Origin of the sequence: Eggerthella sinensis, assembly GCF_003339815.1 — a bacterium.
GTDB lineage: Bacteria > Actinomycetota > Coriobacteriia > Coriobacteriales > Eggerthellaceae > Eggerthella > Eggerthella sinensis.
Window position 1 is genome coordinate 18,309 of the sequence record NZ_PPTT01000035.1, and the last position, 22,946, is coordinate 41,254.

The window sequence follows — 22,946 nt, forward strand, 5'->3', positions numbered from 1 at the left end:
GCACGGTGACGAAATAACCACTCGATTTCCGGAAGTTGAGAGAGACGCTGGGCGGAAGCTGGGAGGGTATGCGAGCCGGGGCGAAGGGGCTTGGCAAGCGGTTGCGCATCAGCTTCGTGTAGGCGAGCGTCCGGCTGCTTTCGTCTTGCTTTGCTTCAAGTTGGCAATTTTGCTCGCGCTTTTCGCAAAATCGTGTATGCTAACAGCTGCTGTGCCCGACGGCGCGGCATGCGCGGCCCGACGGGCTGCGAAACCAATCCCCGCACACGTTAATAAATAGGTGGGGCAACCGTGTGAATACGTAGGCTGCGGGAGGCGGCCGGAGAAGAACAGGAGGGAACCGCGTGAAACTGGTGGTAACCGAGAAGAACGACGCGGCTCAGAAAATCGCCGACTTGCTCGGCGTCAAGAAACCCAAAGCGGAAAAAGTGTATTCGACGCCGGTGTACCGCTTCGACGTCGACGGGGAAGAGTGGGTGACCATCGGCCTGCGCGGCCACATCCTGGAGCCCGACTTCGCCCCGACCATGGTGTACAAGAAGCGCGGCGGCTGGCAGGGCGTCACCGAGGAGGGCGAAACGCTTCCGGCGGATCTGCCCGCATCGCTGCCGAAGCCCCCGTTCAAAAAGAAGAAGCCCTTCACCGAAGACGGCGTGGAGCTGAAAACCTGGAAGATGGACGCGCTGCCGTACCTCGTGTACGCGCCCATCAACAAGCTGCCCAAGGAGAAGGAGATCATCCGCTCCTTGAAGAACCTTGCGAAGAAGGCCGACTCGGTCATCATCGCGACCGACTTCGACCGCGAAGGCGAGCTCATCGGCTCGGACGCGCTCAGCTGCATCCAGGAAGTGAACGCGACGGCGCCCGTATCACGCGCGCGCTACTCCGCGTTCACCAAAGAGGAGATCACGCACGCTTTCGACAACCTCGTCGAGCTCGACACGAACCTGGCAAGCGCCGGTGCGTCGCGCCAGGACATCGACCTCATCTGGGGCGCGGTGCTCACGCGCTACCTGACGCTCGTGAAGTTCGCCGGCTACGGCAACGTGCGCTCGTCGGGCCGCGTGCAAACGCCCACGCTCGCCCTCATCGTGGCGCGCGAGCGCGAGCGCCTCGCGTTCATCCCCGAGGACTACTGGGTGATCCGCGGCGGATTCGGCGTCGACCCCGACGCGTTCGAGGCCCCGCACGCCACGGCCCGCTTCAAGGCCGAAGCCGAGGCGCTGGCCGTCATGGCCCACGTCGAAGGCGCCACCGTGGCCACCGTGGCGTCGGTGGAGAAGAAGAAGCGCACGGTGCAGCCGCCCGCGCCCTTCAACACCACCTCGCTCATGGCGGCTGCTTCGGCCGAGGGCCTGAGCCCCGCGCGCACCATGCGCATCGCCGAGAGCCTGTACATGGACGGCTACATCTCGTACCCCCGCGTGGACAACACCGTCTACCCGAGCTCGCTCGACCTCGCCGACACGGTGAAGGCCATCTCCGGCAACCCGGCCTACGCGCCGTACTGCAAGGAGCTGCTGGCGAAGGACAAGCTCACGGCCACGCGCGGCAAGAAGGAGACGACGGACCACCCGCCCATCTACCCGACGGCCAAGGCCACGCCCGACGACCTCGCGCCCGCCGACTACAAGCTGTACAACCTCATCGCGCGCCGCTTCCTGGCGACGCTGTCCGAGGCGGCCGTCATCGAGGGCACGAAGGTGACGCTCGACGTGAACGCCGAACCGTTCGTGGCGAAGGGCGACGTGCTGTCGAAACCGGGCTTCCGCGCCATCTACCCGTACGGCCTCAAGAAGGACGAGCAGCTGCCCGCGCTTTCCGAGGGCGAGCAGATCGCCTTCAACGGCGCCACCTGCACGAAGAAGCAGACCGAGCCGCCCGCGCGCTACAGCCAAGGCAAGCTCATCCAGGAGATGGAGAAGCTGGGCCTGGGCACTAAGTCCACGCGCCACTCCATCATCGAGCGCTTGTACGCGGTGAAGTACTGCGTGAACGACCCCATCGAGCCGAGCCAGCTGGGCATGGCCGTGTGCGACGCCCTCGACAAGTTCGCGCCGCACATCACGCACCCCGAGATGACGGCCGAGCTCGAAGAGGAGATGGACAATATCGCCGACGGCCGCACGACGAAGACCGAGGTGGTGAACACGAGCCGCAACCTCCTCTCCGAGCAGCTGGCAAGCCTGCTGCCGCACTCCGAGGAAGTGAAGGACGCCCTGGCCGACGCCGTGGCCGCCGACGCCTACGTGGGCCCGTGCCCGAAGTGCGGCAAGGACCTGCAGCTGCGCGCCTCGCAGAAGACGCGCTCCATGTTCATCGGCTGCTCGGGTTGGCCCGACTGCGACGTGACCTACCCGCTGCCCAAGGGCAAGGTGGAAGCCGTGCCCGAGCCGTGCCCCACGTGCGGCATGCCGCAGGTGAAGGTGACGGCGTTCCGCTCGAAGCCGCGCACCATCTGCATCGACCCGCACTGCGCCACGAACAAGGAGCCCGACGTGGTGGTGGGCGAGTGCCCCGCGTGCAAGGAGAAGGGCATCACGGCGAAGCTCATCGCGCAGAAGAACCCGCGCACCTTGAAGCGATTCATCCGCTGCGAGAACTACGACGACTGCGGCACGGGCTACCCGCTGCCCCAGTACGGCGCGCTCACGGCCACCGAAGAGGTGTGCGAGCACTGCGGCGCGCCCATGGTGATCGTCACCACGGCGCGCGGCCCGTGGAAGCTCTGCCCGAACTTCGACTGCCCCGGCAAGGAGCAGAAGGAGGACGCGAAGGACGCGAAGGACGCCAAGGGAGCCGCTGCGAAGAAGCCTGCGGCGCGCAAACCGGCTGCGAAAAGCGGAAAAACCGCGAAGAAGCCGGCCGCGAAGGCCGCTCCGAAAACGAAGTAGCCCGCGCCTGCGGTACAATCATGCGAAGTACGATCAACGAACGAGGAGCTATCACATGCCTAAAGTAACCATCGTCGGAGCGGGCAACGTCGGGGCGACCGCGGCCCATATCATCGCATCCAAGAACCTGGCCGACGTCGTGCTCATCGATGTTGCCGAGGGCCTGCCGCAGGGCAAGGCGCTCGACATGATGCACATGCGCAGCGTCGAGAAGTTCACGGTCAAGGTGACCGGCACGAACGACTACGCCGACACGCGCGACTCCGACGTGGTGGTCATCACCGCCGGCATCGCCCGCAAGCCCGGCATGACGCGCGAGGACCTGCTCGGCGTGAACGCCGGCATCATGAAATCGGTCATCGGCGCCGCCATGGAGGCTTCTCCGAACGCCGTGTTCATCTGCGTGACGAACCCGCTCGACGTCATGACCACGCTGGCGTACCGCGAGTCCGGCCTGCCGGCGAACCGCCTCATGGGCATGGGCGGCGTGCTCGATTCCTCGCGCCTCGCGTACGCGGTGTGCGAGCAGCTGGGCTGCCCGCCGGCCGACGTGGTGGCGTGGGCCGTGGGCGCGCACGGCGAGGGCATGGTGTGCTGGCCCCGCTTCACCACGGTGGACGGCACCCCCATCACCGAGCTCATGGACGAGGCGGCCGTGGCGCAGGCCATCCAGCGCTGCGTGAAGGGCGGCGCCGAAGTGGTGGCCTTCCTCAAGACGGGCAGCGCCTACTACGCGCCGGGCGCGTCCATCGCGAAGATGGTTGAAGCCATCCTCACCGACTCGCACGAGGTCATGAGCGTGTGCGCGCACATCGACGGCCAGTACGGCATCGACGACCTCTACATGAACGTGCCGGTGCGCCTCGGCAAGAACGGCGTGGAGGAAGTCGTCGAGTTCGACCTCAACGACGACGAGCTGGCCGCCCTGCAGGCAAGCGCCGAAAGCGTGCGCGCCGGACTGGCAAATTTGCCGGAGTAGGGAGCGCTGACGCGCGTTGATCGAAGCTAGGGAGTCCGGCTCTGCGCGGTGTGCGGAGCCGGACTCTTCGTTTCCGACTCGGGCGTGATGCGCTCTCCGCGGTGGAATACGAGGACGAGGCGGTCGTTGCGGTTTTCCCAAAGGGAAGTGCGGAAACTCCTCGTGTCCCGATCGCGATCGACGGCCACGTAGCGTGCGAGATACGAGTTTGCGCTGATGCGTTCGACTTCGAAGTCGCTTATTTCGATGGCGCGGTCGAATTCGAGCCTGCTCAGCTGGTCGATCACATCGCGCCTGCCGAGCGTGCGTCCGGATTGGCCGACTTCTTGGAACTCGGGCGCGAGCGCGGATTCGAGATTAGCCGTATCACGGCAGAAAGCAGCCGAGAAGAATTGTTTTTCATGTACGAGGATGTCGTGTTCCATGGCGGTTTCTCCCGGTCGGGTGGGTTCGGTTCACGGTACGCTGAACGGAATGGAAAATCAAGGAGGAGCAAGCGTATGCTGATCGAGATCGACGAGGGGCGCTGCATCGGGTGCGGGGCGTGCGTCGCGGACTGCGTGGGGTCGAACCTGCTGGTGGAGGACGGCCTGGCACACGTGAAAGGGCGCTGCATCATGTGCGGCCACTGCGTGGCCATCTGCCCGACGGAGGCGGTGTCCATCCCGAGCTACGACATGGCCGACGTGGAGCCGTCCGCGCCCGCGAGCGAAACGCTCGACGCGGCCGTGCTGCTGCGCGCCATCAAGTCGCGGCGCAGCGTGCGCGACTACCGCCCGCGGCCGGTGGCGCCCGAAGCGCTCGCGACCGTGCTCGAAGCGGGCCGCTACACGGCCACGGCGAAGAACGCGCAGGGCTGCCGCTTCGTCGTGGTGCAGGATGCCCTCGACGAGCTCAAGGCCCTCGTGTGGGACGGCATCGACGGCCTGCTTGCGCTGCCGCCGGCAGATAAGCCGCGTTGGGCGAAGGTGTACAAGCCGTTCAGCCGCGGCCGCCGCGCCGACGCGGGCGAGGACTTCCTGTTCCGCAACGCGCCGGCCGTGGTGTTCATCGGGTGCGATCGCGCCGACGACGCGGGCCTCGCCGCGCAGAACATGGAGCTTGTGGCGGCGTCGCTCGGCTTGGGCGTGCTGTACAACGGCTACCTGTGCCGCGCCGCCGAAGAGCTGCCCGCGGTCAAGGCGTTCCTCGAAGCGCAGGACAAGCCGCTGCAGCTGTGCATGCTGCTGGGCTATCCTTCGCGTTCCTACCCGCGCACGGCCCCTCGGCTCCCGGGCGATTTCGTGGTGAAGTAGCCATGGGGCTTGCGGACGTGAGCGTCGAGCAGGCGCGGAACTTCCGTTTGCGGGCGCATCGTTTGGATCGTGCGTACGGAATGGACGACGTCATCGCGGCGGCGGGGGCGTGCGGGATGCAGAACACGCCGCCGGGCGCGTGGGAAGCGGCTCTCTTCAACCGTGTGCCCACGTGCGGCCTGCGCGATATGGAGCGCCTGCTCGACGAGGACAGGGTGCTCGTCCAGGCGTGGAGCATGCGCGGCGCGCCCGTCGTGTTCCCGACGAGCGCGAGCGCTGCGTTCCTCGGCGCGCTCGTGCCGCAGGGCGACGAGCCGTGGATATACACGAAGGGCATCGGGATGGCTCTCGACGCGCTCGGCATGGCGTTCGAGGAGCTGCTGGACCTGCTCGTGCAGGTGATGCCGAAGCTGGACGACGTCGTCATCGCGAGCAAGGTGACGCTCGATCAGACGCTGGCCGATTGGGTGGAGCCCTTGCTGCCCGCGGGGAAGCGCGCCGCGTGGCGGGAGCCGTCGATGTACGGCAGCCCCGACAAGCAGACGGTGGGCGGCGCGGCGGTGTCGTTTCTGCTGCGGCCCTGCGCGTTTCTCGGGCTGATCGTGTTCGGCGCGCGCGACGGCGGCAGCCCCACCTTCACGTCCTACCGGCGGTGGACGGGGCGCGCGATGCGGCCTGCCGACGATGCGGCGGCCCCGCTCGTGCGCATGTTTTTGCGGTGCTACGGCCCGACGCGGCCCGACGCGCTGGCCGCGTGGCTCGGCTGTTCGGGCGCGCAGGCGCGCCGCCTGTGGGCGTCGGTTGAGGGCGAGCTGGCGCCGGTGACGTTCGGCGGCAAGCGGGCCTGGGTGCTTGCGGAGGACGTCGAGCGCCTGGCGGTGCCGGAGCCGCTCGAACGCGACGTGCTGCTGCTGGCCGGGCACGACCCCTACCTCGATCAGCGCGACCGCGCGACGCTGCAGGCGAATCCGATTCTGCAGCGCAAGATATGGCGGACGGTGGCGAACCCGGGCGTCGTCGTGCGACGCGGCGAAGCGGTGGGCACGTGGACGCCCCGGAAGAAGGGCGCGGGTATGACCGTGGCGTGCGAGCTATGGGATGCGTGCCCGGAAAAGACGCTGCGTGATCTGGCCGAACGGTACGCGGCTTTCCGCGGGCAGAAGCTGCTCGACGTGACGATCGAGACGGTTTGACCGGTCCTCGGCAGCCCGCCGAAGCCCGGCCCCCTGTTTCGCTTGCGCGGTGATCGCCGCGCGGCGCTTGCGGTATAATTCTCCCTTATGGAAACCATTATCACGAAATCATCGGTCGCACGCGCTGTCTATGCGGCCATTCCGCAGCTTGCCTGCGTGCTGCCCGCCGATATCGAGGCCGGGCTCATCGCCGCCCGCGAGGCGGAGGACAACCCGCGCGGGCGCGCCGTGCTCGACCAGCTCGTGCTGAACGCGTCGATTGCCGCCGAGGATCGCGTGCCCATCTGCCAGGATACCGGCACCGTGTGGGTGAGCCTCGAGATCGGGCCCGACGTGCTCGTGCGCGGCGACGTGTTCGCCGACGTCGACGATGCGGTGGCGCGCGCCTACGACGAGGCGCGCCTGCGCAGGTCGGTGGTGCGCGACGCCGTCCTCGACCGTGCGAACACCGGCGACAACACGCCCGCGTTCTGCGACATCCATCCGGTGGACGAGCCGGGCGCGGCACGGCTGCACATCATGCTGAAGGGCGGCGGCTCGGACAACGCGAGCCGCGTGGTCATGCTCGTGCCGGGCGCCGGCAAGCAGGGAATCGTCGACGAGCTCGTGCGCTGCGTGCGCGAGAAAGCCGCGAACGCGTGCCCGCCGCTCGTGGTGGGCGTCGGCATCGGCGGCACGTTCGACAAGGTGGCCGGCCTCGCGAAGCGGGCGCTCATGCGCCCGGTGGACGAGCCCGCGGCCGACCCGCAGGTGCGCGCGCTCGAGGAAGAGCTGCTCGAAGCCGTGAACGCCACGGGCGTGGGCCCCGGCGGCCTCGGCGGTCGCACCACGGCGCTTGCCGTGCGCGTGGCGACGGCCCCCTGCCATATCGCGGCGCTTCCGCTGGCCATCAACATGGGCTGTTCCGCCATGCGAAGGGTCACGGTTGAGCTGGGAGCAGAGGAGTCCCTTCTCTTGGCGCGGGGCAAAGCATGCGACCAGGGCGTCAAGGGCCGCGCCCATGAAGGTGAGGCGCAGGTTGGCGGCCTTGAGGAGGCCGGCGGGTCCCCCTTGCTGACGCGTGATGAAGCGTGCGACCAGGGGGCCGAAGGCCGCGCCTGCGGAGAAGGGGCTCGTCATGTCTGATTCCATCAGCCTTTCCCTTCCGCTCGACCGCGCGCGGCTTGCAGCGCTCGAAGCGGGCGACGCCTGCCTGCTCACCGGGCCGCTCTTCACGCTGCGCGATGCGGGGCATGTGCGGCTCATGGCCGAACTCGAGGCGACGGGGGGCGCATTGCCCTACGGCCTCGACGGGCAGGCCATCTTCTATGCGGGCCCGACACCCGAGGCGGCCGGCCGGCCGTTCGGCGCCGTCGGCCCCACCACGGCGAGCCGCATGGACTTCGCCGCGCCGGCGCTCCATCGCGCGGGCGTCGCGGCCACGGTGGGCAAGGGGCGTCGCTCCCCCGAGGTGCGCGCGGCGTGCCGGGAGACGGGTTCCGTTTATTTCGTGGCATGCGGCGGGGCCGCGGCCTATCTGGCGAAGTGCGTGGCATCATCGGAGACGGTGGCGTACGACGATTTGGGAACCGAGGCGCTCCGCCGCATCCAGGTGGTGGACTTCCCCGTGTTCGTCGGCGTCGACGTGCGGGGCAACGACGTGTACGACCTCGTATAGCCCCTGATCGCACAGGAGAAGGATCGAATCATACCCGTGACACAGGAACTTTCACACACAACCGATGCCCCTCGCGGCATCTTCATCACGTTCGAGGGCGGCGAAGGCGCCGGCAAGACGACGCACATCCGCTTCCTCTCGGAGGCCCTGCGCGCGCACGGCCGCGAAGTGCTGTGCCTGCGCGAGCCCGGCGGAACCGACATCGGCGAGCAGCTGCGCGCCGTCGTGCTCGACCCGAAGAACGAGGGCCTTGCCGACGAGGCCGAGCTGCTCATCTACGAAGCAGCGCGCGCCCAGCTCGTGGCGCGCGTCATCGCGCCGGCGCTCGAGCGCGGCGCCGTGGTGCTGTGCGACCGCTTCACCGACTCGACGGTGGCCTACCAGGCCTACGGGCGCGGGCTGCCGCGCATGTTCGTCGACCGCGTGAACGAGTTCGCCTGCCAGGGCGTGCATCCCGACCGCACCATCCTCATGACCACGGGCGGCACGGCCGCAACCGGGCTCGTGCGCGCCACGCATCGCGGAGGGGCCGACCGCCTCGAGCAGGCGGGCGAGGAGTTCCACGGCCGCGTGAACGAGTCGTTCCTGGAGATCGCGCGACGCGACCCCGAGCGCATGCGCGTGGTGGTGTCGGGCGGGCGCAAATCGGCGACGGCCGCCGCGGTGTTCGCCGAGCTGACCGACCTGTTCCCCTGGATGGCGGACCTCGTCGAGCGCGACCCCGGCTTCTTCGACCGTCTTGACGTCAAGCGTTCGCAGGTGGAGGCGTAGCCGTGGCCGATGCGTTCGAGAACATCCTCGGCCAGCCGCAGGTGCGCGAGTTTCTGCGCGCCACGGTGGCGCAGGACAAGGTGAGTCACGCCTACCTGTTCACGGGTCCGGCCGGGTCGAACAAGACCATGGCCGCCTACGCGTTCGCGCAGGCCGTGCTGTGCCCGAAGGGCGCTTCGGGCCCGCGCGGCGGCAACTGCGGTGCGTGCGACGCCTGTCGACGGATCATGCGCAAGAAGCATCCCGACGTGCGCTACTTCGCCCCCGAGGGCGCGGGCGGCTACCTCGTCGAGCAGATTCGCGACATCGTGGCGGACACGTCGCTCGCGCCCATCCAGGCGCATAAGAAGGTGTACATCCTCGATCGCGTGGACCTGCTCGGCGTGCAGGCGGCCAACGCGTTCCTCAAGACGCTCGAGGAACCGCCGTCCGACGTGGTGCTCATCCTGCTCGCGCGCACGCGCGAGAGCGTGCTGCCCACCATCCTGTCGCGCTGCCAGGTGGTGCCGTTCCGCACCATCCCGGCAAGCGAGGCCGCGGGCATCATCGTGCAGAACACGGGCGCGTCGCGCGAGCAGGCGCGCATGGCGGTGGAGGCCTGCGACGGTTCCATCACGCGCGCGGTTGAGTTCCTCAAGTCCAACGAGCGCCTGGCGTTTCGCACCCGGGTGCTGGAAGTGATGGGCTGTTTGCGCAAGGCTGACGACTGGGACGTCATCGGGTTCGCCGCCGATCTCGTGGTGCTCGTGAAGGCGCCGCTCGACGTGACGCGCGCCGAGCAGGAGCAGGAGCTTGCCGAGAACGCCGACTTCCTGGCGAAGTCGGCCATCCGCCAGATCGAAGCGCGCAACAAGCGCCAGCTGACGGCGAAGACCTTCGAATCGCTGCGGCAGTGCACGGCCATCGCGCGCTCGTGGTTGCGCGACGTCATGGCCGTGTGCGCCGAGACGTCGGAGCTCGTCATCAACGTGGACGCCCGCGCGTCCATCGACGAGGCGGCCGCCGCCACCGACGAGGCGCGCGCTGCGGCCGCGCTTGCCGCCGTTCGCCGCTGCGACGCGGCGATCTCGTATAATGTATCACCGGAAACGTGCATCGACGCGATGCTGTTCGAGATAAGAGAGGTGCTCTATGGTTCGCATAGCGCCGATTAACCTGTACTACAACCCCAAGACGCTCTGGTTCGACGCCGGAGACCTCGACGTGCGCGCCGGCGACGGCGTGATCGTGTCCACCGCCCGCGGCACCGAATTCGGCCGTGCGGCAAAAGACGTGTTCGAGGCCGACGAGGCCCAGGTGAAGAAGCTCAAGACCCCGCTCAAGCCCGTCATGCGCATCGCGTCCGAAGAGGACGTGGCCCGCGCCGACGAGCTGGAGGCCAAGTCGCGCGAGGCGCTGCCCGTCTTCAAGGAGATGGCGGCCGAAGCGAGCGGCGACATGCATCCCGTGTCGGTGGAGTACCTGTTCGAGGGCGACAAGGCCATCTTCTACTTCGAGGCCGAGGAGCGCGTGGACTTCCGCGAGCTCGTGCGCAAGCTGGCCGCGCACTTCCACGTGCGCATCGACATGCGCCAGATCGGCGTGCGCGACGAGGCCCGCATGGTGGGCGGCCTGGGCCATTGCGGCCAGGAGCTGTGCTGCAAGCGCCTGGGCGGCGAGTTCTGCCCCGTGTCCATCCGCATGGCGAAGGAGCAGGACCTCTCGCTCAACCCGCAGAAGATTTCGGGCGTGTGCGGCCGCCTCATGTGCTGCCTGCGCTACGAGTTCGACGCGTACAAGGACTTCAAGAGCCGCGCTCCCAAGCAGAACGCCACGGTGGAGACGCCGGACGGCCCCGCGAAGGTGATCGACCTCGACGTGCCGCGCGAGATCGTGTCCCTCAAGATCATGGGCGAGAAGCCCGTCAAGGTGCCGCTGGCCGACTTCGAACCGCCCGAGGAGGGCTCGAACCGCCCGAATCGCGTGGGCGAGGACGCATGGATCGACGCCACCACGCAGGACCCCATCGGGATTGCGAACGAGTCGGCCCTGTTCAGCACCGTGCAGCTGACCGGTCAGGACAAGCTGGCCGATCCGGGGTCGGTGCGGCGCACGGGTCGCGGCGCGCAGAAGTCGTCGCGCGGCGGATCGAACGGCAACGGCGGCAACGGCAGCGGCGGAGGCAGCGGTCGCAACGGCGGCGCGAAGAACGGCGGCGGCAAGCAGGCCGACGCGCAGGGGCAGAGCTCCCGCAAGCCGCGCCGCAGGCGTTCGACGAAGGTGGGCGGCGAAGGCGCGGCCTCCGAGGCGAGCGAGCAGCCGCAGAAGCGCAAGCAGAAGCCGCAGAACGGCGGCGCGCCGAAGAACGGCAACGGCCAGGGGCAGCAGCAGAAGCGCAAGCAGGGCAACGGCCAGGGCCAGGGTCAAGGCCAAAGCCAGGGCCAGAACGGCAAGAAACAGGGCGCGAAGGGCATGCAGCCGTCGAAGAAGCAGGGGCCGCGTCCCGGCCAGAAGTCCTCGGGCCTGCGTCAGGGCTCGCAGGGCCAGGGCGGCCAGCAGGCCCCGCAGGGGTCGAAGCCGCAGTCGCGTCAGGATCGCGCGCCGCGTTCCGAGCGCACCGGAGCGGCGGGCGGCGAGGCCAATCGCGCCGCCGACGGCGGACATCGCCGCGCACGGCGCCGCAGCCACAAGGCCGGCGGGCAGGACGGTGCGGGCGCGCCCCCGGCGAACGGCGGCGCGACGCCGAGCGGCGAGTAACTGAAACGACGGAGGAGGCTCATCGGTCATGAGGATCGACTATGCGTTGTTGACGGACCTGTACCAGCTCACCATGGCGCAGGGCTATTGGGAGAGCGGCCAGGGCGACACGCAGGCCTGCTTCCATATGTACTTCCGCGACTACCCGTTCAAGGGCGGCTACGCCATCGCGTGCGGCATGGCGCAGCTGGCCGACCTCGTGGACGAGTTCTCGTTCTCCGACGAGGACATCGCCTACCTCGGCTCGCTCGACGCGCCCGGCGGCGGCAAGCTGTTCAAGCAGGCGTTCCTCGACTACCTGCGCACGTTTGAGCTGCGCGTGGACATCGACGCGGTGCTCGAAGGCACCGTGGTGTTCCCGCATGAGCCCCTCGTGCGCGTGACCGGTCCCATCATGGACTGCCAGCTCATCGAGACGGCGCTGCTGAACTGCGTGAACTTCGAGACGCTCATCGCCACGAAGGCGGCGCGCGTGTGCTTGGCGGCGCAGGCCCCCGTGGCGGAGTTCGGCTTGCGGCGCGCGCAGGGCGCGGGCGGCGGCCTGTGGGCCAGCCGCGCGGCCGTCGTGGGCGGGTGCGCTTCCACGTCGAACGTGCTGGCGGGCAAGCTGTTCGACATCCCCGTGTCGGGCACGCACGCCCACTCATGGGTCATGTCGTTCCCCGACGAGCTCACGGCGTTTCGCGCCTACGCCGCGGCCTTCCCGAAGAACTGCGTGCTGCTCGTGGACACCTACGACGTGGAGCAGGGCATCAAAAACGCCATCACCGTGGGGCTCGAGATGCGCGAGCGGGGCGAGCGTCTGGCCGGCATCCGCATCGACTCGGGCGACCTCTCGTGGCTCGCGAAGATGGCGAGAGAGATGCTGGACGAGGCGGGGCTCGCCGACTGCGGCATCGTGCTGTCGAACGACTTGGACGAATTCACCATCCAGTCCATCCGCGACGAGGGCGCGCAGGTGACCTCGTGGGGCGTGGGCACGAAGCTGGCGTGCGCCTACGACCAGCCCACCTTGGGCGGCGTGTACAAGCTGTCGGCCACGCGCGCGCCCGGCGAGACTGCCTGGACCGACCGTCTCAAGATATCCGAGTCGGCCGCGAAGCTGACCACGCCCGGCGTGCTGGACGTGCGGCGCTACTTCTACTGCGGAAGCGGGCGGCTCGCCGGCGACATGGTGTTCGACGTGAACGCTCCGGGCGACCCGAAGCGCGAGGTGATCGTCGATCCGTCGGACGACCTGCGGCAGAAGAACCTCGCGGGCCTGTGCTCCGAGACGCTGCTCAGGCCGCTCGCGCGCGACGGGCGCACGGTGCTCGATGCGTCCGAGCGCAACGCCTTGGCCGCACGCGAGCGCGCGCAGGCGGGGCTCGCGACGCTCGACGAGAGCCAGAAGCGCATGCTGAACGCGCACACGTACCCGGTGGGGCTCGAATATGGTCTTTTTGAGCGTCGCCGCGATCTGGTTGTGAAGCTGCGGGGCATCGCGTAGGGTACGAGGATACGCGATTTGTTCGAGGGCGCCTGCGCCCCATGTCTCTAGGAAGGATGTCATGATCAAGATACTCACCGATTCGGTCGCCTCCATTCCGGCCGACGTGGCGCGCGAGGCCGGTATCGACATCGCCACGCTGTTCGTGAACCGCGAAGGCACCGAGTACGCGGATGCCGACATGGACCTCGACGCCTTCTACGCGGACATCTACGACATGGTGGACAACATCCCCACGTCGAGCCAGCCGTCCCAGCTCACGCTTGAAGCCCTGTTCGAGGAGGCGGCGAAGGCCGGCGACGAGGTGCTGGGCATCTTCATCTCGTCGGGGCTGTCGGGCACCTACGAGGGCGCCGTGCGCGCCGCGCGTGCCGTGAAGGCCCGCAACATCGACTTCTCGTACGTCATCGTGGACTCGTCGTCGTGCGGCTACGACGAGGCCTGGCCCGTGTTCGACGCCGTCGCTGCGCGCGATGCGGGCGAAGACCTGGCCGGATGCGCCGCCGCGGCGCTCGAGGGCATCACGTCGACGCGCTTCTTGTTCACGCCCGAGACGCTCACGTTCTTGCAGAAGGGCGGGCGTATCGGCAACGCGGCGGCTTTGCTGGGCAACCTCATCCAGCTGGCTCCCGTGCTCACGGTGACCGACGGCAAGGCCACCACGCTCGCGAAGGTGCGCACGCGCAAGAAGGCCCTCGACAAGATCGTGGCCACGTTCAAGGGCGACATCGAGGCGCACGGGCTGAAGCACGTGGCGGTGCACTACATCGGCGACAAGGCGCCGGCCGTCGAGTGGGCGCGCGAGGTCATCGAGCCGCTCATCGGCCGCACGGTAAGCGTGCTGCCCGTGAGCCCCGTCATCGGCCTGCACGTAGGGCCGGCGGTGGGCATCGCCTACGAATGCCTGAGCGCCGTCGCCGACAAGCTCACCGGGCCGGTGCAGGCGCGCGCCACCGCATCGTAGCGCCCGCGCTCCTTCCGCATCCATCTGTCATCACGCATGCAAACCGCTAAGGAAACGAGAGACTCCATGCAGCATCAGTGCAACCTCATCATCGACTCGTGCTGCGACCTGCCGTACGAGGTCGTTGATCGCGAGGGCGTCGAGCTCATCAAGTTCCCGTACGTCATGAGCGACGGCGAGCATGCCGACGACCTGTACCAGGCATCGTCGGCGCACGATTTCTACCAGGCCATGCGCGGCGGGGAAGAGCCGACGACGGCGCAGGTGCCCGTCCCGGTGTTCCGCGACGCGTTCGAGCGCGCCATCGCGAGCGGCGTGCCCACGGTGTACCTGAGCTTTTCGAGCGGGCTGTCCGGCAGCTTCGATGCGGCCATGCTCGTGCACGGCCAGCTGATGGCCGAGCACCCCGACGCGGAGCTGTACCTCGTGGACACGTGCCTCGCCTCGGTGGCCGAGGCGCTGCTCGTGTACGAGGCGCTGCGTCAGCGCGACAACGGCATGACAGCGCTCGAGCTGGTGCGATGGGCCGAGGAGGCGCGCTTTTTCGTGGACGCCGAGTTCATGGTGGACGACCTCGAGTCGCTGCGCCGCGGCGGGCGCATCCCGAGCTCGGTGGCGTACGCGGGCTCCAAGCTGGACGTGAAGCCCCTGCTCACCATCACCACCGACGGCAAGCTGTCGCTGGCGGGCGTGGCGCGCGGGCGCAAGAAGGGCATCAAGCAGCTGGCCGAGTACTACCACAAGCGCAAGGCCGATTCGCGGCCCGGGCGCTGCGTGGTCATCGGCAACGCCGACTGCTCGAAGGACGCGGCGCGTTTGCAGGAGGCGCTCGCGAAGACCGACGACAGCATCCTGTTTTTGGAGAGCAGCATCGGCCCCGTTATCGGCAGCCATGTGGGCCCCGACATGATTGCGGTCGTGTTCTGGGGCAACGATAAGCGCGAGGAGCTGTCGGTGGCCGACCGCATCGCGAAGAAGGTCAAGGGCGCCGAATAGGCCCCCGCATCGCACGAACACGTGACGCACATCAAGAAAGGTGCTTTGGATGGAAAAGTCGTTTGCATATTCCGGCAACGAAACGGTGGGCGCGATGGTGACGGCGCGCCTCGAGGCGGCTGGGTGCACGCGTACCGATGATCTGCCGCATGCGGAGATCATCATCACGTACTGCACGTCTCAGACGGCGCTCGAGGACGCATACTTCGACGAGGAGGGACTCGTGCAGGCGGCGGGCAAGGGCGCGCTGCTCATCGACCTGTCGGCTTCGACGCCGAGTTTCGCCCGCGAGCTGAACGCCGTGGCCGTGGTGAGCGACCTCATGTCCGTGGAAGCGCCGATCGTGGTCATCGACATGGCGCGCGCCGACGCGTTCGGCGACAAGGACAACCTCGTGTGCTTCGTGGGCGGCGACGAGGAAGCGGTCGACGAGGCGCGCGAAGTGCTCGAAGCGCTCGCCGGCTCGGTGCAGGATACGGGCGGGGCGGGCTCGGCGCAGCTCGCGCGCGCCGCGTACACGTTGCAGACGACGGCCCAGGTGATTTCCGCTGTGGAGGCCGACGCGCTGTACCGCGCCGTGCGCCGTTCGTCGGCGTCGCTCGATCAGGCGGTCGAGCGCGTGGGCGCGGCGACGCCGGTGGCCGAGCAGGTGCTTGCCGCGGTGAACACGGGCTTCTTCGACGGCACGTACACGGTGGAGATGTTCATGGCCGAGCTGTCCGCCGCGCTCACGGCGGCCGACGACGTGGACCTCATCCTGCCGCAGGCCGAGGCGTGCCTGCATCTGCTGGAGCTGCTGGCCGTCATCGGCGGCGCCGACAAGGCGCCCGCCGCGCTCGCGCTCGTGTACGGCGAGGAGAAGACGTGCGCCGAACAGGGCCTCGACTGGACGCGTGCCGAGCAGGCCTACGGGGATGCGCACGACGACTTCGACGAGTTCGAGGGGTACGACGACGGCTGCGGCCACGACCATGATCACAACCACGATCACGGCTCCTACCCCGACTATCCCGGCTACGGCGCCTATTCCGCGAACTAGGGATGGCCTGCGATCTCTGTCCCCGCGCGTGCGGCGTCGACCGTGCGGCGGGGGAGCGCGGCGCATGCGGGGCCGACGACCGCCTGGTGGTGGCGCGTGCGGCGCTGCACTTCTGGGAGGAGCCTCCCATCAGCGGCGAGCGCGGCAGCGGCACGGTGTTCTTCGCGCACTGCCCGCTGCGGTGCGTCTACTGTCAGAACGCCGTCATCGCCGCGGGCGATGCGGGCGCGGAGGTGAGCGTCGAGCGGCTTGCCGCGATGTGCGTGGAGCTGCAGGAACAGGGCGCGCTCAACATCAACTTCGTCACGCCGACCCATTACGCCGTTGAGGCGCGCGCCGCGGTGGCGCGGGCTCGCGCACACGGACTGACGTTGCCCGTCGTATGGAACACGTCCGGGTACGAGACGGTGGAAGCCGTGCGGGCGAACGCGGGCACGGTGGACGCGTACCTCACCGATTTCAAGTACGCCGACGGCGCGCTGGCGCGCCGCTATTCCCATGCGCCCGACTATCCCGCGGTTGCCCTGCGCGCGCTCGAGGCCATGGTGGAGGAGGCGGGGGAGCCGACGTTCGACGAGGTCGACGGTGCGCCGCGCCTCACGGGCGGCGTGGTGGTGCGCCATCTCATGCTGCCCGACGCGCTTGAGGACTCGCAGCGCGTGGTGCGCCTCGTGCACGAGCGCTTCGGCTCGAGCGTGCTGCTGTCGCTCATGAACCAGTACACGCCCGTGCTTGCCGACGCGGCCGCCGCAGGCGACGAGCACGCGGCGGCGACCCTGCGCCGCTGTCCCGAGCTGGCCCGCCGCGTGCCCGACACCGACTACGAGCGCCTGCTCGACTACGCCGACAGCCTGGGCATCGAGGACTACTTCTGGCAGGAGGGCGGAGCGGCCGAGGAGAGCTTCATCCCCCCGTTCGATCTGACCGGAGTGTGAAGAGGGGCGGGACGGGGCCCGGTCTTCGTTGTGGTACGATAGGTGCCGAAGACGGCCAGGGGAGGTCTTCTCGGATAGGGGATGCTCATGGGAGGCAGTGGGGGGCCGCAGGGCGGCGTCAAGTTGTTCGGCTTGGTGGGGCTTGGGTTTTGGCAGGCGTGGTGGATGGTTGCCATGTGCACGGACGTGCTGCTTCCCGATCCGGCCCGCTCTCCGTTTCCCGTGAGTCTATCGGTGTTGCTGCTCTCGTTCAGCTGTCTGGGGTATCTCATCGTAGTGCTCGTCTGGAAGGTACCCGGGCGTAACGAGAGCGCCGGTCGACGGGTTCCGCGTTTTGCGCTCGTGGCGGCGGCTGCGTGCTCCGTGGCAGGGTCGCTTGGCATGGGAGCTGTTGCGCACAGCGCGTTGCTCGGCATGTTCGGGGGCTCGTTGTTCGTACTTGCCACAGCGGCGTTTTCGCTCGGCAATGCGATGCTGCTCGTGACGTGGGGCGTTTTGTGGAGCACGTTGGCAACCGGATACGTGGGAAGGTTGCTGTGCGTATCCTATACGGCCGCCTTTGTTCTTTTCTTCCTCGTGCGGACGCTGCCGCTCGGTTTGGCCATCGCGGCGTGCGCGGCGCTTCCGCTCGCATCGCTGGCGGGTCTGGTGTACGCTTCCCGGGCACCGCGACGGACGGCTTCGGCGCGGCGCGAGGTCGCTCTCGACGCTTCGCTGTATCGTCGGGCGCTGTTGGCTATCGTGGTGGCGAACATCGTGTGGGGCGTGACGCAGAAGTACCTGTACGTGGCCGACGGTGAGGTGGCGAACCTCGCGTTCGCCTTCGGCGGCGCATGTTTGCTTGCGTTCACGGCATACCTGTTCATCGCGGCTCCCACCGATGGGCCGCGCGTGCTGTATCGCCCTATCGTGCCTGGGCTTGTGTGCGGCATCGCCTTGATCGTGGCGCTTCCCGCGGCCGACGCCTTCCTCGGGGAAGGCGTCATGATATACGGCGGCTACTGTCTTGACATGCTGATCATGCTTGTTGCGTCCGACATCGCCTTTCGTACGGGACGTCCCGTGGTGCTGCTGTTCGGGGTCGCTCTGTTCGTTGCGCGTTTGGGATCGCTGGTGGGAACGGTGGTTGGTGAATGGTGTGCGCAGGCGAGTGCGTCGCCCGTGCTGGTGGCCATGCTCTGCATCGTGGCGTTGACGCTGGTGGGCTCGGTGCTGTTCTCGCAGGCCGATCTCGACCGGGTCTATCAGGTGCAGGTCGAACCGCGCGGGGACGTTTCGTACGAGAGAGTATGCGCACGCCTTGTCGAGGAGTGCGGGTTGACGGCGCGCGAGGGAGAGGTGCTCGTTCTGCTTGCGCGCGGGCGCAGCGCTCCTTATATCGGGCAGGATCTGGGCATCGCCGTCGGGACGGTGAAGAACCACGTGTCGAGCATCTATCGCAAGCTCGGAGTGTGCGATCGACAGAGCCTTCATAACGTCATCGAGCGCGGCAGCGCGGAATAACGGTGGGCCGATAGGCGAGAGGTGGTTTCGTTTTACCTGTTCAGATGATGCATGACCTTTCGGCCTAGGGACGGTTTCCTCAAAACGTGACGAAACGGTGCATGCGCTGACGCACGCTTCCGTGTTATTCCTGGGTTCGGCGGAGCGCGAGGGGCGCTACCGCGCGAAGAAACCAAGGAGGAATCATGGATAACCGGGAAACGAAGGGCATGTCGCGCAGGAGCTTTCTGAGCGGGGCTGCGGCAACGGGTGCGTTGGCCGCGGCTGCGGGGCTGATGGGTTGTGCGCCCCAGGGTGCGACAGGGGCTTCCGAGCAGAAGACGTCGTCGAGTGCGGCTGAGACTTCGACGGGGACGTCTGCGACGGAGTGGTCGTGGGAGACGAAGCCCGAGCCCATCGCCGAAAGCGACATCGCCGAAACCGTTGAAACCGATGTGCTCGTGATCGGTGCGGGCAATGCGGGCGTTTCGGCTGCATGCTCCGCGGTGGAGCATGGCCTTGCCGTGACGGTCATCGAGAAGACGACGACGGTGAACGGCCGCGGGGGCGGCGTGGGAGCGTGCAACTCGCGATTGAACAAGGAGCTTGGATTCGAAATCGAGCCTGTGGCCGCGCAGTACCGTTGGAACCGCACGTGCGGAAACCGCAACAACGAACAGCTGGTCACGCAGTGGTTCAAGAACTCGGGTCCTGCGTTGGACTGGCTGCTTGACAAGGCCGACCAGTACGGTGCCGCCTACACGCTGTATGCCGGCTACTCGCGCAGCGCCATTCTGCCCGAAGAACCCGACTTCCATACGTTCCAGGCGGGCACGTTCGCCATTCCCGAAGAGGCGGGCTACTTCGTGCCGACGGCGCTGCTGTACCAATCGTGTCTCGATCAAGGCGTTGAGTTCCTGTTCGAGCATACGGCCGAGCAGCTTGTGCAGGATGAATCGGGCGCGGTGAGCGGCGTTGTCGTGAAGGATGCCGACGGTGTCAATAAGCGGTTCAACGCTACGAAGGGCGTGGTGCTTGCGACGGGCGATATTGCGGGCGATCAGGAGATGCGCGACGCATATTTGGAGCCGCTGTTCCGCGACATGCGCAGCGACTATATGCCGCAGGGAGCTAACACGGGCGACGGCCACAAGATGGGCATGTGGGCTGGCGGTGTGATGCAGGATGGGCCGCTGCCGAACGCGCTGCATCCGCAGGGCGGCACCATGTTCCATGGTTCGTTCATGTTCGTGAACAAGAACGGCAAGCGCTACTTCAACGAAGCGAACTGGGTGCAGGCGAAGTCCATCCAGACCATGAAGCAGCCCGGTCAGGTGGGCTATTCCATCTTCGACAAGAACTTCGGCACCGACAACAAGGAGAGCCTCAACTACGGCGGCGGCATGTTCTGGGACACCATGAGCCGCAGCGTCACGCAGGAATTCGACCCCGCCGAGATCGAGGCGACGGTGGAGGCCGAGGTGGAGAAGGGCGCAACCGCCTGGAAAGCCGATACGCTTGAGGAGTTGGCCGACAAGATCGGCGTGGACAAGGAGGCGTTTCTCGCCGAGGTTGAGGCATACAACGCGATGTGCGAAGCGGGGGAGGACACGCAGTTCGAAAAGGAACCGGTGTTCCTATTTCCCATCAAAGAGGCGCCGTTCTATGCAACGAAGGTGGAAGCGGTCATCCTCGTGTGCGTCGGCGGCCTGAAAGTGGATACCGATTTGCGCGTGCTCAAAGAGGACGGCACGCCCATCAAGGGGCTGTATGCTACTGGCAATACATCAGGCGATCTGTACGCGGTCGATTATCCCATCAATATGCCCGGCAACTCGAACGGTCGTTGCTTGACGTGGGGATACATGCTGGGGTCCATCTTGGCCGGCAAGTAGGATTCGGGCAAAAGAGAGATTTGCCGCGGAGCGGGGCGTCGCAGCGAGTGGCTGTGGCGCCCCTCTTGCGTTTGGAGGAGAGGCGTATGCTCCGGTCTACCGCGGGGAGATTTCGGTGCCGGGGAGGTCTTCTTGCATCTCGGTGAGGTTCTTCCAGAAGCGCTTGGGCATGAACTGGCGGCGGAGCTCGGGGTTGTACCGGGCTTCGACGGCCACCGTGTCGTAGAAGCGCTTCCAGGCCTGTTGCATGAGGCGCTCTTCGGCGGCGCGCTCGGGCAGGTCGACGGTCTTCGACTCGACGAGGTACCAGTCACGGCCCTCGTACACGCCGGCCATGCCGTGCGCCTCGTCGAAGATGATGAACGGCTGCGTGTTGAAGCGGCCGGTGAACCAGTCCATGATCAGGGGGATCACGGCGGCGCTCGGGTTGCAGCGGGCGAACCACACGCCGTTTTCCAGGTGCTCGAAACGGAGGAACTGCAACATGCGGTGGCGCTCGTTCATGACGGAGCGGTCGAGCTTGAGCAGCGGCCCGACGGCGGGGTGGGCGAGGTCGTTGAGCACGCTGTCGCCCCGCCGCCCGCGGGCGGTGCACGCCGAGGGGCCGGCGCATCCGCGGCGCTTCGGGCAGCGCGCGCAGCTGTGCGGACGGTTCTGAGCCATGGCGTAGCGGATGAACCGGTAGGCGATGGTGCCCGCATGGGGGTCGTCGGAAAGCGAAGCGTGCATGACCGTTTCGAACGACCCTTGCCCGCAGGCGCGGCGGATGCCCTTCTGCACGCGCACGGCGTGTTCGACGTTCGTCTCGATGGTGCGCACCGTCTGCCCGAGGCGCGGTTGCAGCACGTGGGCCGATGCCACGTCCTGCGGGTCCTCGCGGCGCGCGTACGCTTCGAACACCGCCGACAGCAGCCCTTCGAGCGTGCCGTCGTGGCAGTACGCCACGTTGAGGAGCGGCTCTTCGGGAAGCGCTGCGGCCCGCTCGATTCCCTCGCCGTTCTCTAGGCGCATACTGCGTGCGCGGTGTCGAGGGCGCGCTGCCATCCGAACAGGCCGTCGGCCACGTTTGCGTGCGTCGCACCCGCGCTGCCCGTGTCGAGCGCTTTCGTCGCGCCGGTGCCGCCGGCGATGCGGGCCTTCTCGGGCGTCTCGACGCTTTCGAACAGGCTCATCTGCCCCGGCGTGGTCTTGTTCGCGCGGCGGCCGTGATTGCCGCCCTTGATGGGCGCGGCCAACTGCGCGCGCAGCCCCTCGCGCGAGAAGTCGACGCCCTGGCCCGCGTAGCCGCCCGAGCACGTGATGAAGAAGCGGGCGCGCTTGTAGGCGATGCCCAGTTTGCGCAGCTCGGGCTCGCGCAGGCATGCGGTGCGACGGGCGCGCATGATGAGCTGCGCCCCGCGCACGCCGATGCCCGGCACGCGCAGCAGCGCTTCGAGCGGCGCCGTGTTCACTTCCACGGGAAAGAAGTCCAGGTGGTTGATGGCCCAGTTCGCCTTCGGGTCGAGGTCGGGGTCGAGGAAAGGATTGTCCTCGTCGATGATCTCGCTGACGTCGAAGCGGTAGAAGCGCAGCAGCCAATCGGCCTGGTACAGCCGATGCTCGCGGTTGAGCTGGATGGCGTCGGTGCCGGGAAGGCGCTTGTCGTCGTTCACGGGCGTGTAGGCGCTGAAGAACACGCGCTTGAGCGACAACGTGCGATAGAGGGCCGCCGACAGGTTGAGGATCTGGAAGTCGCTCTCGGGCGTGGCGCCGACGATCATCTGCGTGGACTGGCCGGCCGGCACGAAGGCGCGCTCCTTCTTCTTGGGGCGGATCTGCTTCATGTACGTGGTCTGCTTGCGCACGAGGGCGCGCGTGTCCTTATCGACGGCGATGTTGTCGCGTATCTGGCGCATGGGCGCGATGATGTGCTGCTTGTTCTTCTCGGGAGCGAGCAGCTGCAGGCTCTTCTGCGAGGGCAGCTCCATGTTCACGCTCATGCGATCGGCGAGGTGCCCCAGCTGATCGACGAGTTCGGGGGAGGTGCCGGGCACCGCTTTCGCGTGGATGTAGCCGCGGAAGCCGTGCTCCTCGCGCAGGATCTGCAGCGTTTGGATCATGAGCTCGGTGGTGTAGTCGGGGTTGCGGATGACGCCCGAGCTGAGGAACAGGCCCTCGATGTAGTTGCGCCGGTAGAACGCGATGGTGAGGTCGGCCAGCTCGCGCGGCTTGAACGCCGCTCGCGGCATCTCGTTCGACACGCGGTTCACGCAGTAGGCGCAATCGTACACGCAGACGTTCGTCATGAGCACCTTGAGCAGCGTGATGCAGCGGCCGTCCGCCGCGAAGCTGTGGCAGCATCCGGCGGCCAGGGTGTTGCCCAGCTTGCCCTTCTGCGCGTCGCGATCGATGCCCGACGAGGTGCAGGCCACGTCGTACTTCGCGGCATCGGCGAGGATTTCCAGCTTCGCAACGAGGTCCATACACACGTCCGTTCGTCAGATCAAATGTTCGCGGGAATGTTTGTTCGTATATAGTACGCAAACGGGTGTTCGGAGTCAAGGCCTGTTGCGCGCAATGCAACCCCTCTGCCCAAACCTCCTCAAACTTTTATTGAACCGCAGGTCAGGGGCGGGTGGGGG

The 22,946-nt window shown here is 67.4% G+C and carries 19 protein-coding genes; 16 read left to right on the forward strand and 3 right to left on the reverse strand.

The genetic code is table 11. The features are described 5' to 3' along the window. Nucleotides 1–344: 344 nt before the first annotated feature. Nucleotides 345–2,894: a DNA topoisomerase I gene (locus C1876_RS15295; RefSeq protein WP_114547592.1), complete on the forward strand. Its 2,550-nt coding sequence runs from the start codon at nucleotides 345–347 to the stop codon at nucleotides 2,892–2,894. Nucleotides 2,895–2,949: 55 nt separating this feature from the next. Continuing rightward, nucleotides 2,950–3,873, forward strand: coding sequence for a malate dehydrogenase (mdh, locus tag C1876_RS15300; protein WP_114547593.1), 924 nt, complete (start codon nucleotides 2,950–2,952; stop codon nucleotides 3,871–3,873). Nucleotides 3,874–3,899: 26 nt separating this feature from the next. On the opposite strand, the gene C1876_RS15305 is transcribed toward mdh, so the two are convergent. After that, the gene (locus C1876_RS15305; RefSeq protein WP_114547594.1) at nucleotides 3,900–4,298 is read right to left on the reverse strand and encodes a nuclear transport factor 2 family protein; all 399 of its coding nucleotides are present in this window, start codon (nucleotides 4,296–4,298) and stop codon (nucleotides 3,900–3,902) included. A gap of 75 nt (nucleotides 4,299–4,373) precedes the next feature. Between C1876_RS15305 and C1876_RS15310 the strand changes: the two genes are divergently transcribed. The 14 genes from C1876_RS15310 (at nucleotide 4,374) to C1876_RS15375 (ending at nucleotide 20,325) form a co-directional block, all read left to right on the forward strand. Beyond that, complete coding sequence (locus C1876_RS15310; RefSeq protein WP_114547595.1) at nucleotides 4,374–5,168, forward strand: nitroreductase family protein; 795 nt, start codon at nucleotides 4,374–4,376, stop codon at nucleotides 5,166–5,168. A gap of 2 nt (nucleotides 5,169–5,170) precedes the next feature. Next, nucleotides 5,171–6,361 (forward strand): winged helix DNA-binding domain-containing protein, encoded by a 1,191-nt coding sequence (locus tag C1876_RS15315; protein WP_114547596.1) that lies wholly within the window; start codon nucleotides 5,171–5,173, stop codon nucleotides 6,359–6,361. A gap of 87 nt (nucleotides 6,362–6,448) precedes the next feature. Then, nucleotides 6,449–7,486, forward strand: a complete 1,038-nt coding sequence (locus C1876_RS15320) for a fumarate hydratase (protein WP_244910171.1) — start codon at nucleotides 6,449–6,451, stop codon at nucleotides 7,484–7,486. Beyond that, nucleotides 7,479–8,018 (forward strand): fumarate hydratase C-terminal domain-containing protein, encoded by a 540-nt coding sequence (locus tag C1876_RS15325; protein WP_170139527.1) that lies wholly within the window; start codon nucleotides 7,479–7,481, stop codon nucleotides 8,016–8,018. Before C1876_RS15320 ends, C1876_RS15325 begins: the two co-directional genes overlap by 8 nt. 36 nt (nucleotides 8,019–8,054) lie before the next feature. Then, entirely contained in the window at nucleotides 8,055–8,789 is a 735-nt protein-coding gene (gene tmk, locus C1876_RS15330; RefSeq protein ID WP_114547598.1) for a dTMP kinase, read from the forward strand. Nucleotides 8,790–8,791: 2 nt separating this feature from the next. Next, entirely contained in the window at nucleotides 8,792–9,943 is a 1,152-nt protein-coding gene (holB, locus tag C1876_RS15335; protein ID WP_114547599.1) for a DNA polymerase III subunit delta', read from the forward strand. Continuing rightward, on the forward strand, nucleotides 9,921–11,525 hold the full coding sequence (locus C1876_RS15340; protein ID WP_114547600.1) for a PSP1 domain-containing protein: 1,605 nt from the start codon (nucleotides 9,921–9,923) through the stop codon (nucleotides 11,523–11,525). Before holB ends, C1876_RS15340 begins: the two co-directional genes overlap by 23 nt. A 28-nt stretch (nucleotides 11,526–11,553) precedes the next feature. After that, complete coding sequence (locus tag C1876_RS15345) at nucleotides 11,554–13,014, forward strand: nicotinate phosphoribosyltransferase (protein ID WP_114547601.1); 1,461 nt, start codon at nucleotides 11,554–11,556, stop codon at nucleotides 13,012–13,014. Nucleotides 13,015–13,075: 61 nt separating this feature from the next. Beyond that, nucleotides 13,076–13,978 (forward strand): DegV family protein, encoded by a 903-nt coding sequence (locus tag C1876_RS15350; RefSeq protein ID WP_114547602.1) that lies wholly within the window; start codon nucleotides 13,076–13,078, stop codon nucleotides 13,976–13,978. A gap of 66 nt (nucleotides 13,979–14,044) precedes the next feature. Next, complete coding sequence (locus tag C1876_RS15355) at nucleotides 14,045–14,974, forward strand: DegV family protein (protein ID WP_114547603.1); 930 nt, start codon at nucleotides 14,045–14,047, stop codon at nucleotides 14,972–14,974. Between the two features lie 49 nt (nucleotides 14,975–15,023). Continuing rightward, nucleotides 15,024–16,013, forward strand: coding sequence for an NAD(P)-binding domain-containing protein (locus C1876_RS15360; protein ID WP_114547604.1), 990 nt, complete (start codon nucleotides 15,024–15,026; stop codon nucleotides 16,011–16,013). 2 nt (nucleotides 16,014–16,015) lie between these two features. Then, the gene (locus tag C1876_RS15365) at nucleotides 16,016–16,948 is read left to right on the forward strand and encodes a radical SAM protein (RefSeq protein WP_114547605.1); all 933 of its coding nucleotides are present in this window, start codon (nucleotides 16,016–16,018) and stop codon (nucleotides 16,946–16,948) included. Nucleotides 16,949–17,035: 87 nt separating this feature from the next. Beyond that, complete coding sequence (locus tag C1876_RS15370) at nucleotides 17,036–18,451, forward strand: helix-turn-helix transcriptional regulator (RefSeq protein WP_158544711.1); 1,416 nt, start codon at nucleotides 17,036–17,038, stop codon at nucleotides 18,449–18,451. 185 nt (nucleotides 18,452–18,636) lie between these two features. Then, a complete protein-coding gene (locus tag C1876_RS15375) occupies nucleotides 18,637–20,325 on the forward strand; it encodes an FAD-dependent oxidoreductase (protein WP_114547607.1) in 1,689 nt (562 codons plus the stop codon). A gap of 96 nt (nucleotides 20,326–20,421) precedes the next feature. Here C1876_RS15375 and C1876_RS15380 read toward each other — a convergent pair whose 3' ends face one another. Beyond that, on the reverse strand, nucleotides 20,422–21,336 hold the full coding sequence (locus C1876_RS15380) for a TIGR03915 family putative DNA repair protein (protein WP_114547608.1): 915 nt from the start codon (nucleotides 21,334–21,336) through the stop codon (nucleotides 20,422–20,424). Next, nucleotides 21,327–22,787 (reverse strand): putative DNA modification/repair radical SAM protein, encoded by a 1,461-nt coding sequence (locus tag C1876_RS15385; RefSeq protein ID WP_114547609.1) that lies wholly within the window; start codon nucleotides 22,785–22,787, stop codon nucleotides 21,327–21,329. The genes C1876_RS15380 and C1876_RS15385 overlap by 10 nt, the downstream gene beginning before the upstream one ends. Nucleotides 22,788–22,946 lie beyond the last annotated feature (159 nt).

What these genes read in the sequence shown, in the direction of transcription:
- mdh (WP_114547593.1), top strand. Translation starts at nt 2,950, where the DNA reads ATGCCTAAAGTAACCATCGTCGGAGCGGGCAACGTCGGGGCGACCGCG.
- C1876_RS15305 (WP_114547594.1), bottom strand. Translation starts at nt 4,298, where the DNA reads ATGGAACACGACATCCTCGTACATGAAAAACAATTCTTCTCGGCTGCT.
- C1876_RS15310 (WP_114547595.1), top strand. Translation starts at nt 4,374, where the DNA reads ATGCTGATCGAGATCGACGAGGGGCGCTGCATCGGGTGCGGGGCGTGC.
- C1876_RS15315 (WP_114547596.1), top strand. Translation starts at nt 5,171, where the DNA reads ATGGGGCTTGCGGACGTGAGCGTCGAGCAGGCGCGGAACTTCCGTTTG.
- C1876_RS15320 (WP_244910171.1), top strand. Translation starts at nt 6,449, where the DNA reads ATGGAAACCATTATCACGAAATCATCGGTCGCACGCGCTGTCTATGCG.
- C1876_RS15325 (WP_170139527.1), top strand. Translation starts at nt 7,479, where the DNA reads ATGTCTGATTCCATCAGCCTTTCCCTTCCGCTCGACCGCGCGCGGCTT.
- C1876_RS15340 (WP_114547600.1), top strand. Translation starts at nt 9,921, where the DNA reads ATGGTTCGCATAGCGCCGATTAACCTGTACTACAACCCCAAGACGCTC.
- C1876_RS15345 (WP_114547601.1), top strand. Translation starts at nt 11,554, where the DNA reads ATGAGGATCGACTATGCGTTGTTGACGGACCTGTACCAGCTCACCATG.
- C1876_RS15350 (WP_114547602.1), top strand. Translation starts at nt 13,076, where the DNA reads ATGATCAAGATACTCACCGATTCGGTCGCCTCCATTCCGGCCGACGTG.
- C1876_RS15355 (WP_114547603.1), top strand. Translation starts at nt 14,045, where the DNA reads ATGCAGCATCAGTGCAACCTCATCATCGACTCGTGCTGCGACCTGCCG.
- C1876_RS15360 (WP_114547604.1), top strand. Translation starts at nt 15,024, where the DNA reads ATGGAAAAGTCGTTTGCATATTCCGGCAACGAAACGGTGGGCGCGATG.
- C1876_RS15365 (WP_114547605.1), top strand. Translation starts at nt 16,016, where the DNA reads ATGGCCTGCGATCTCTGTCCCCGCGCGTGCGGCGTCGACCGTGCGGCG.
- C1876_RS15370 (WP_158544711.1), top strand. Translation starts at nt 17,036, where the DNA reads ATGGGAGGCAGTGGGGGGCCGCAGGGCGGCGTCAAGTTGTTCGGCTTG.
- C1876_RS15375 (WP_114547607.1), top strand. Translation starts at nt 18,637, where the DNA reads ATGGATAACCGGGAAACGAAGGGCATGTCGCGCAGGAGCTTTCTGAGC.
- C1876_RS15380 (WP_114547608.1), bottom strand. Translation starts at nt 21,336, where the DNA reads ATGCGCCTAGAGAACGGCGAGGGAATCGAGCGGGCCGCAGCGCTTCCC.
- C1876_RS15385 (WP_114547609.1), bottom strand. Translation starts at nt 22,787, where the DNA reads ATGGACCTCGTTGCGAAGCTGGAAATCCTCGCCGATGCCGCGAAGTAC.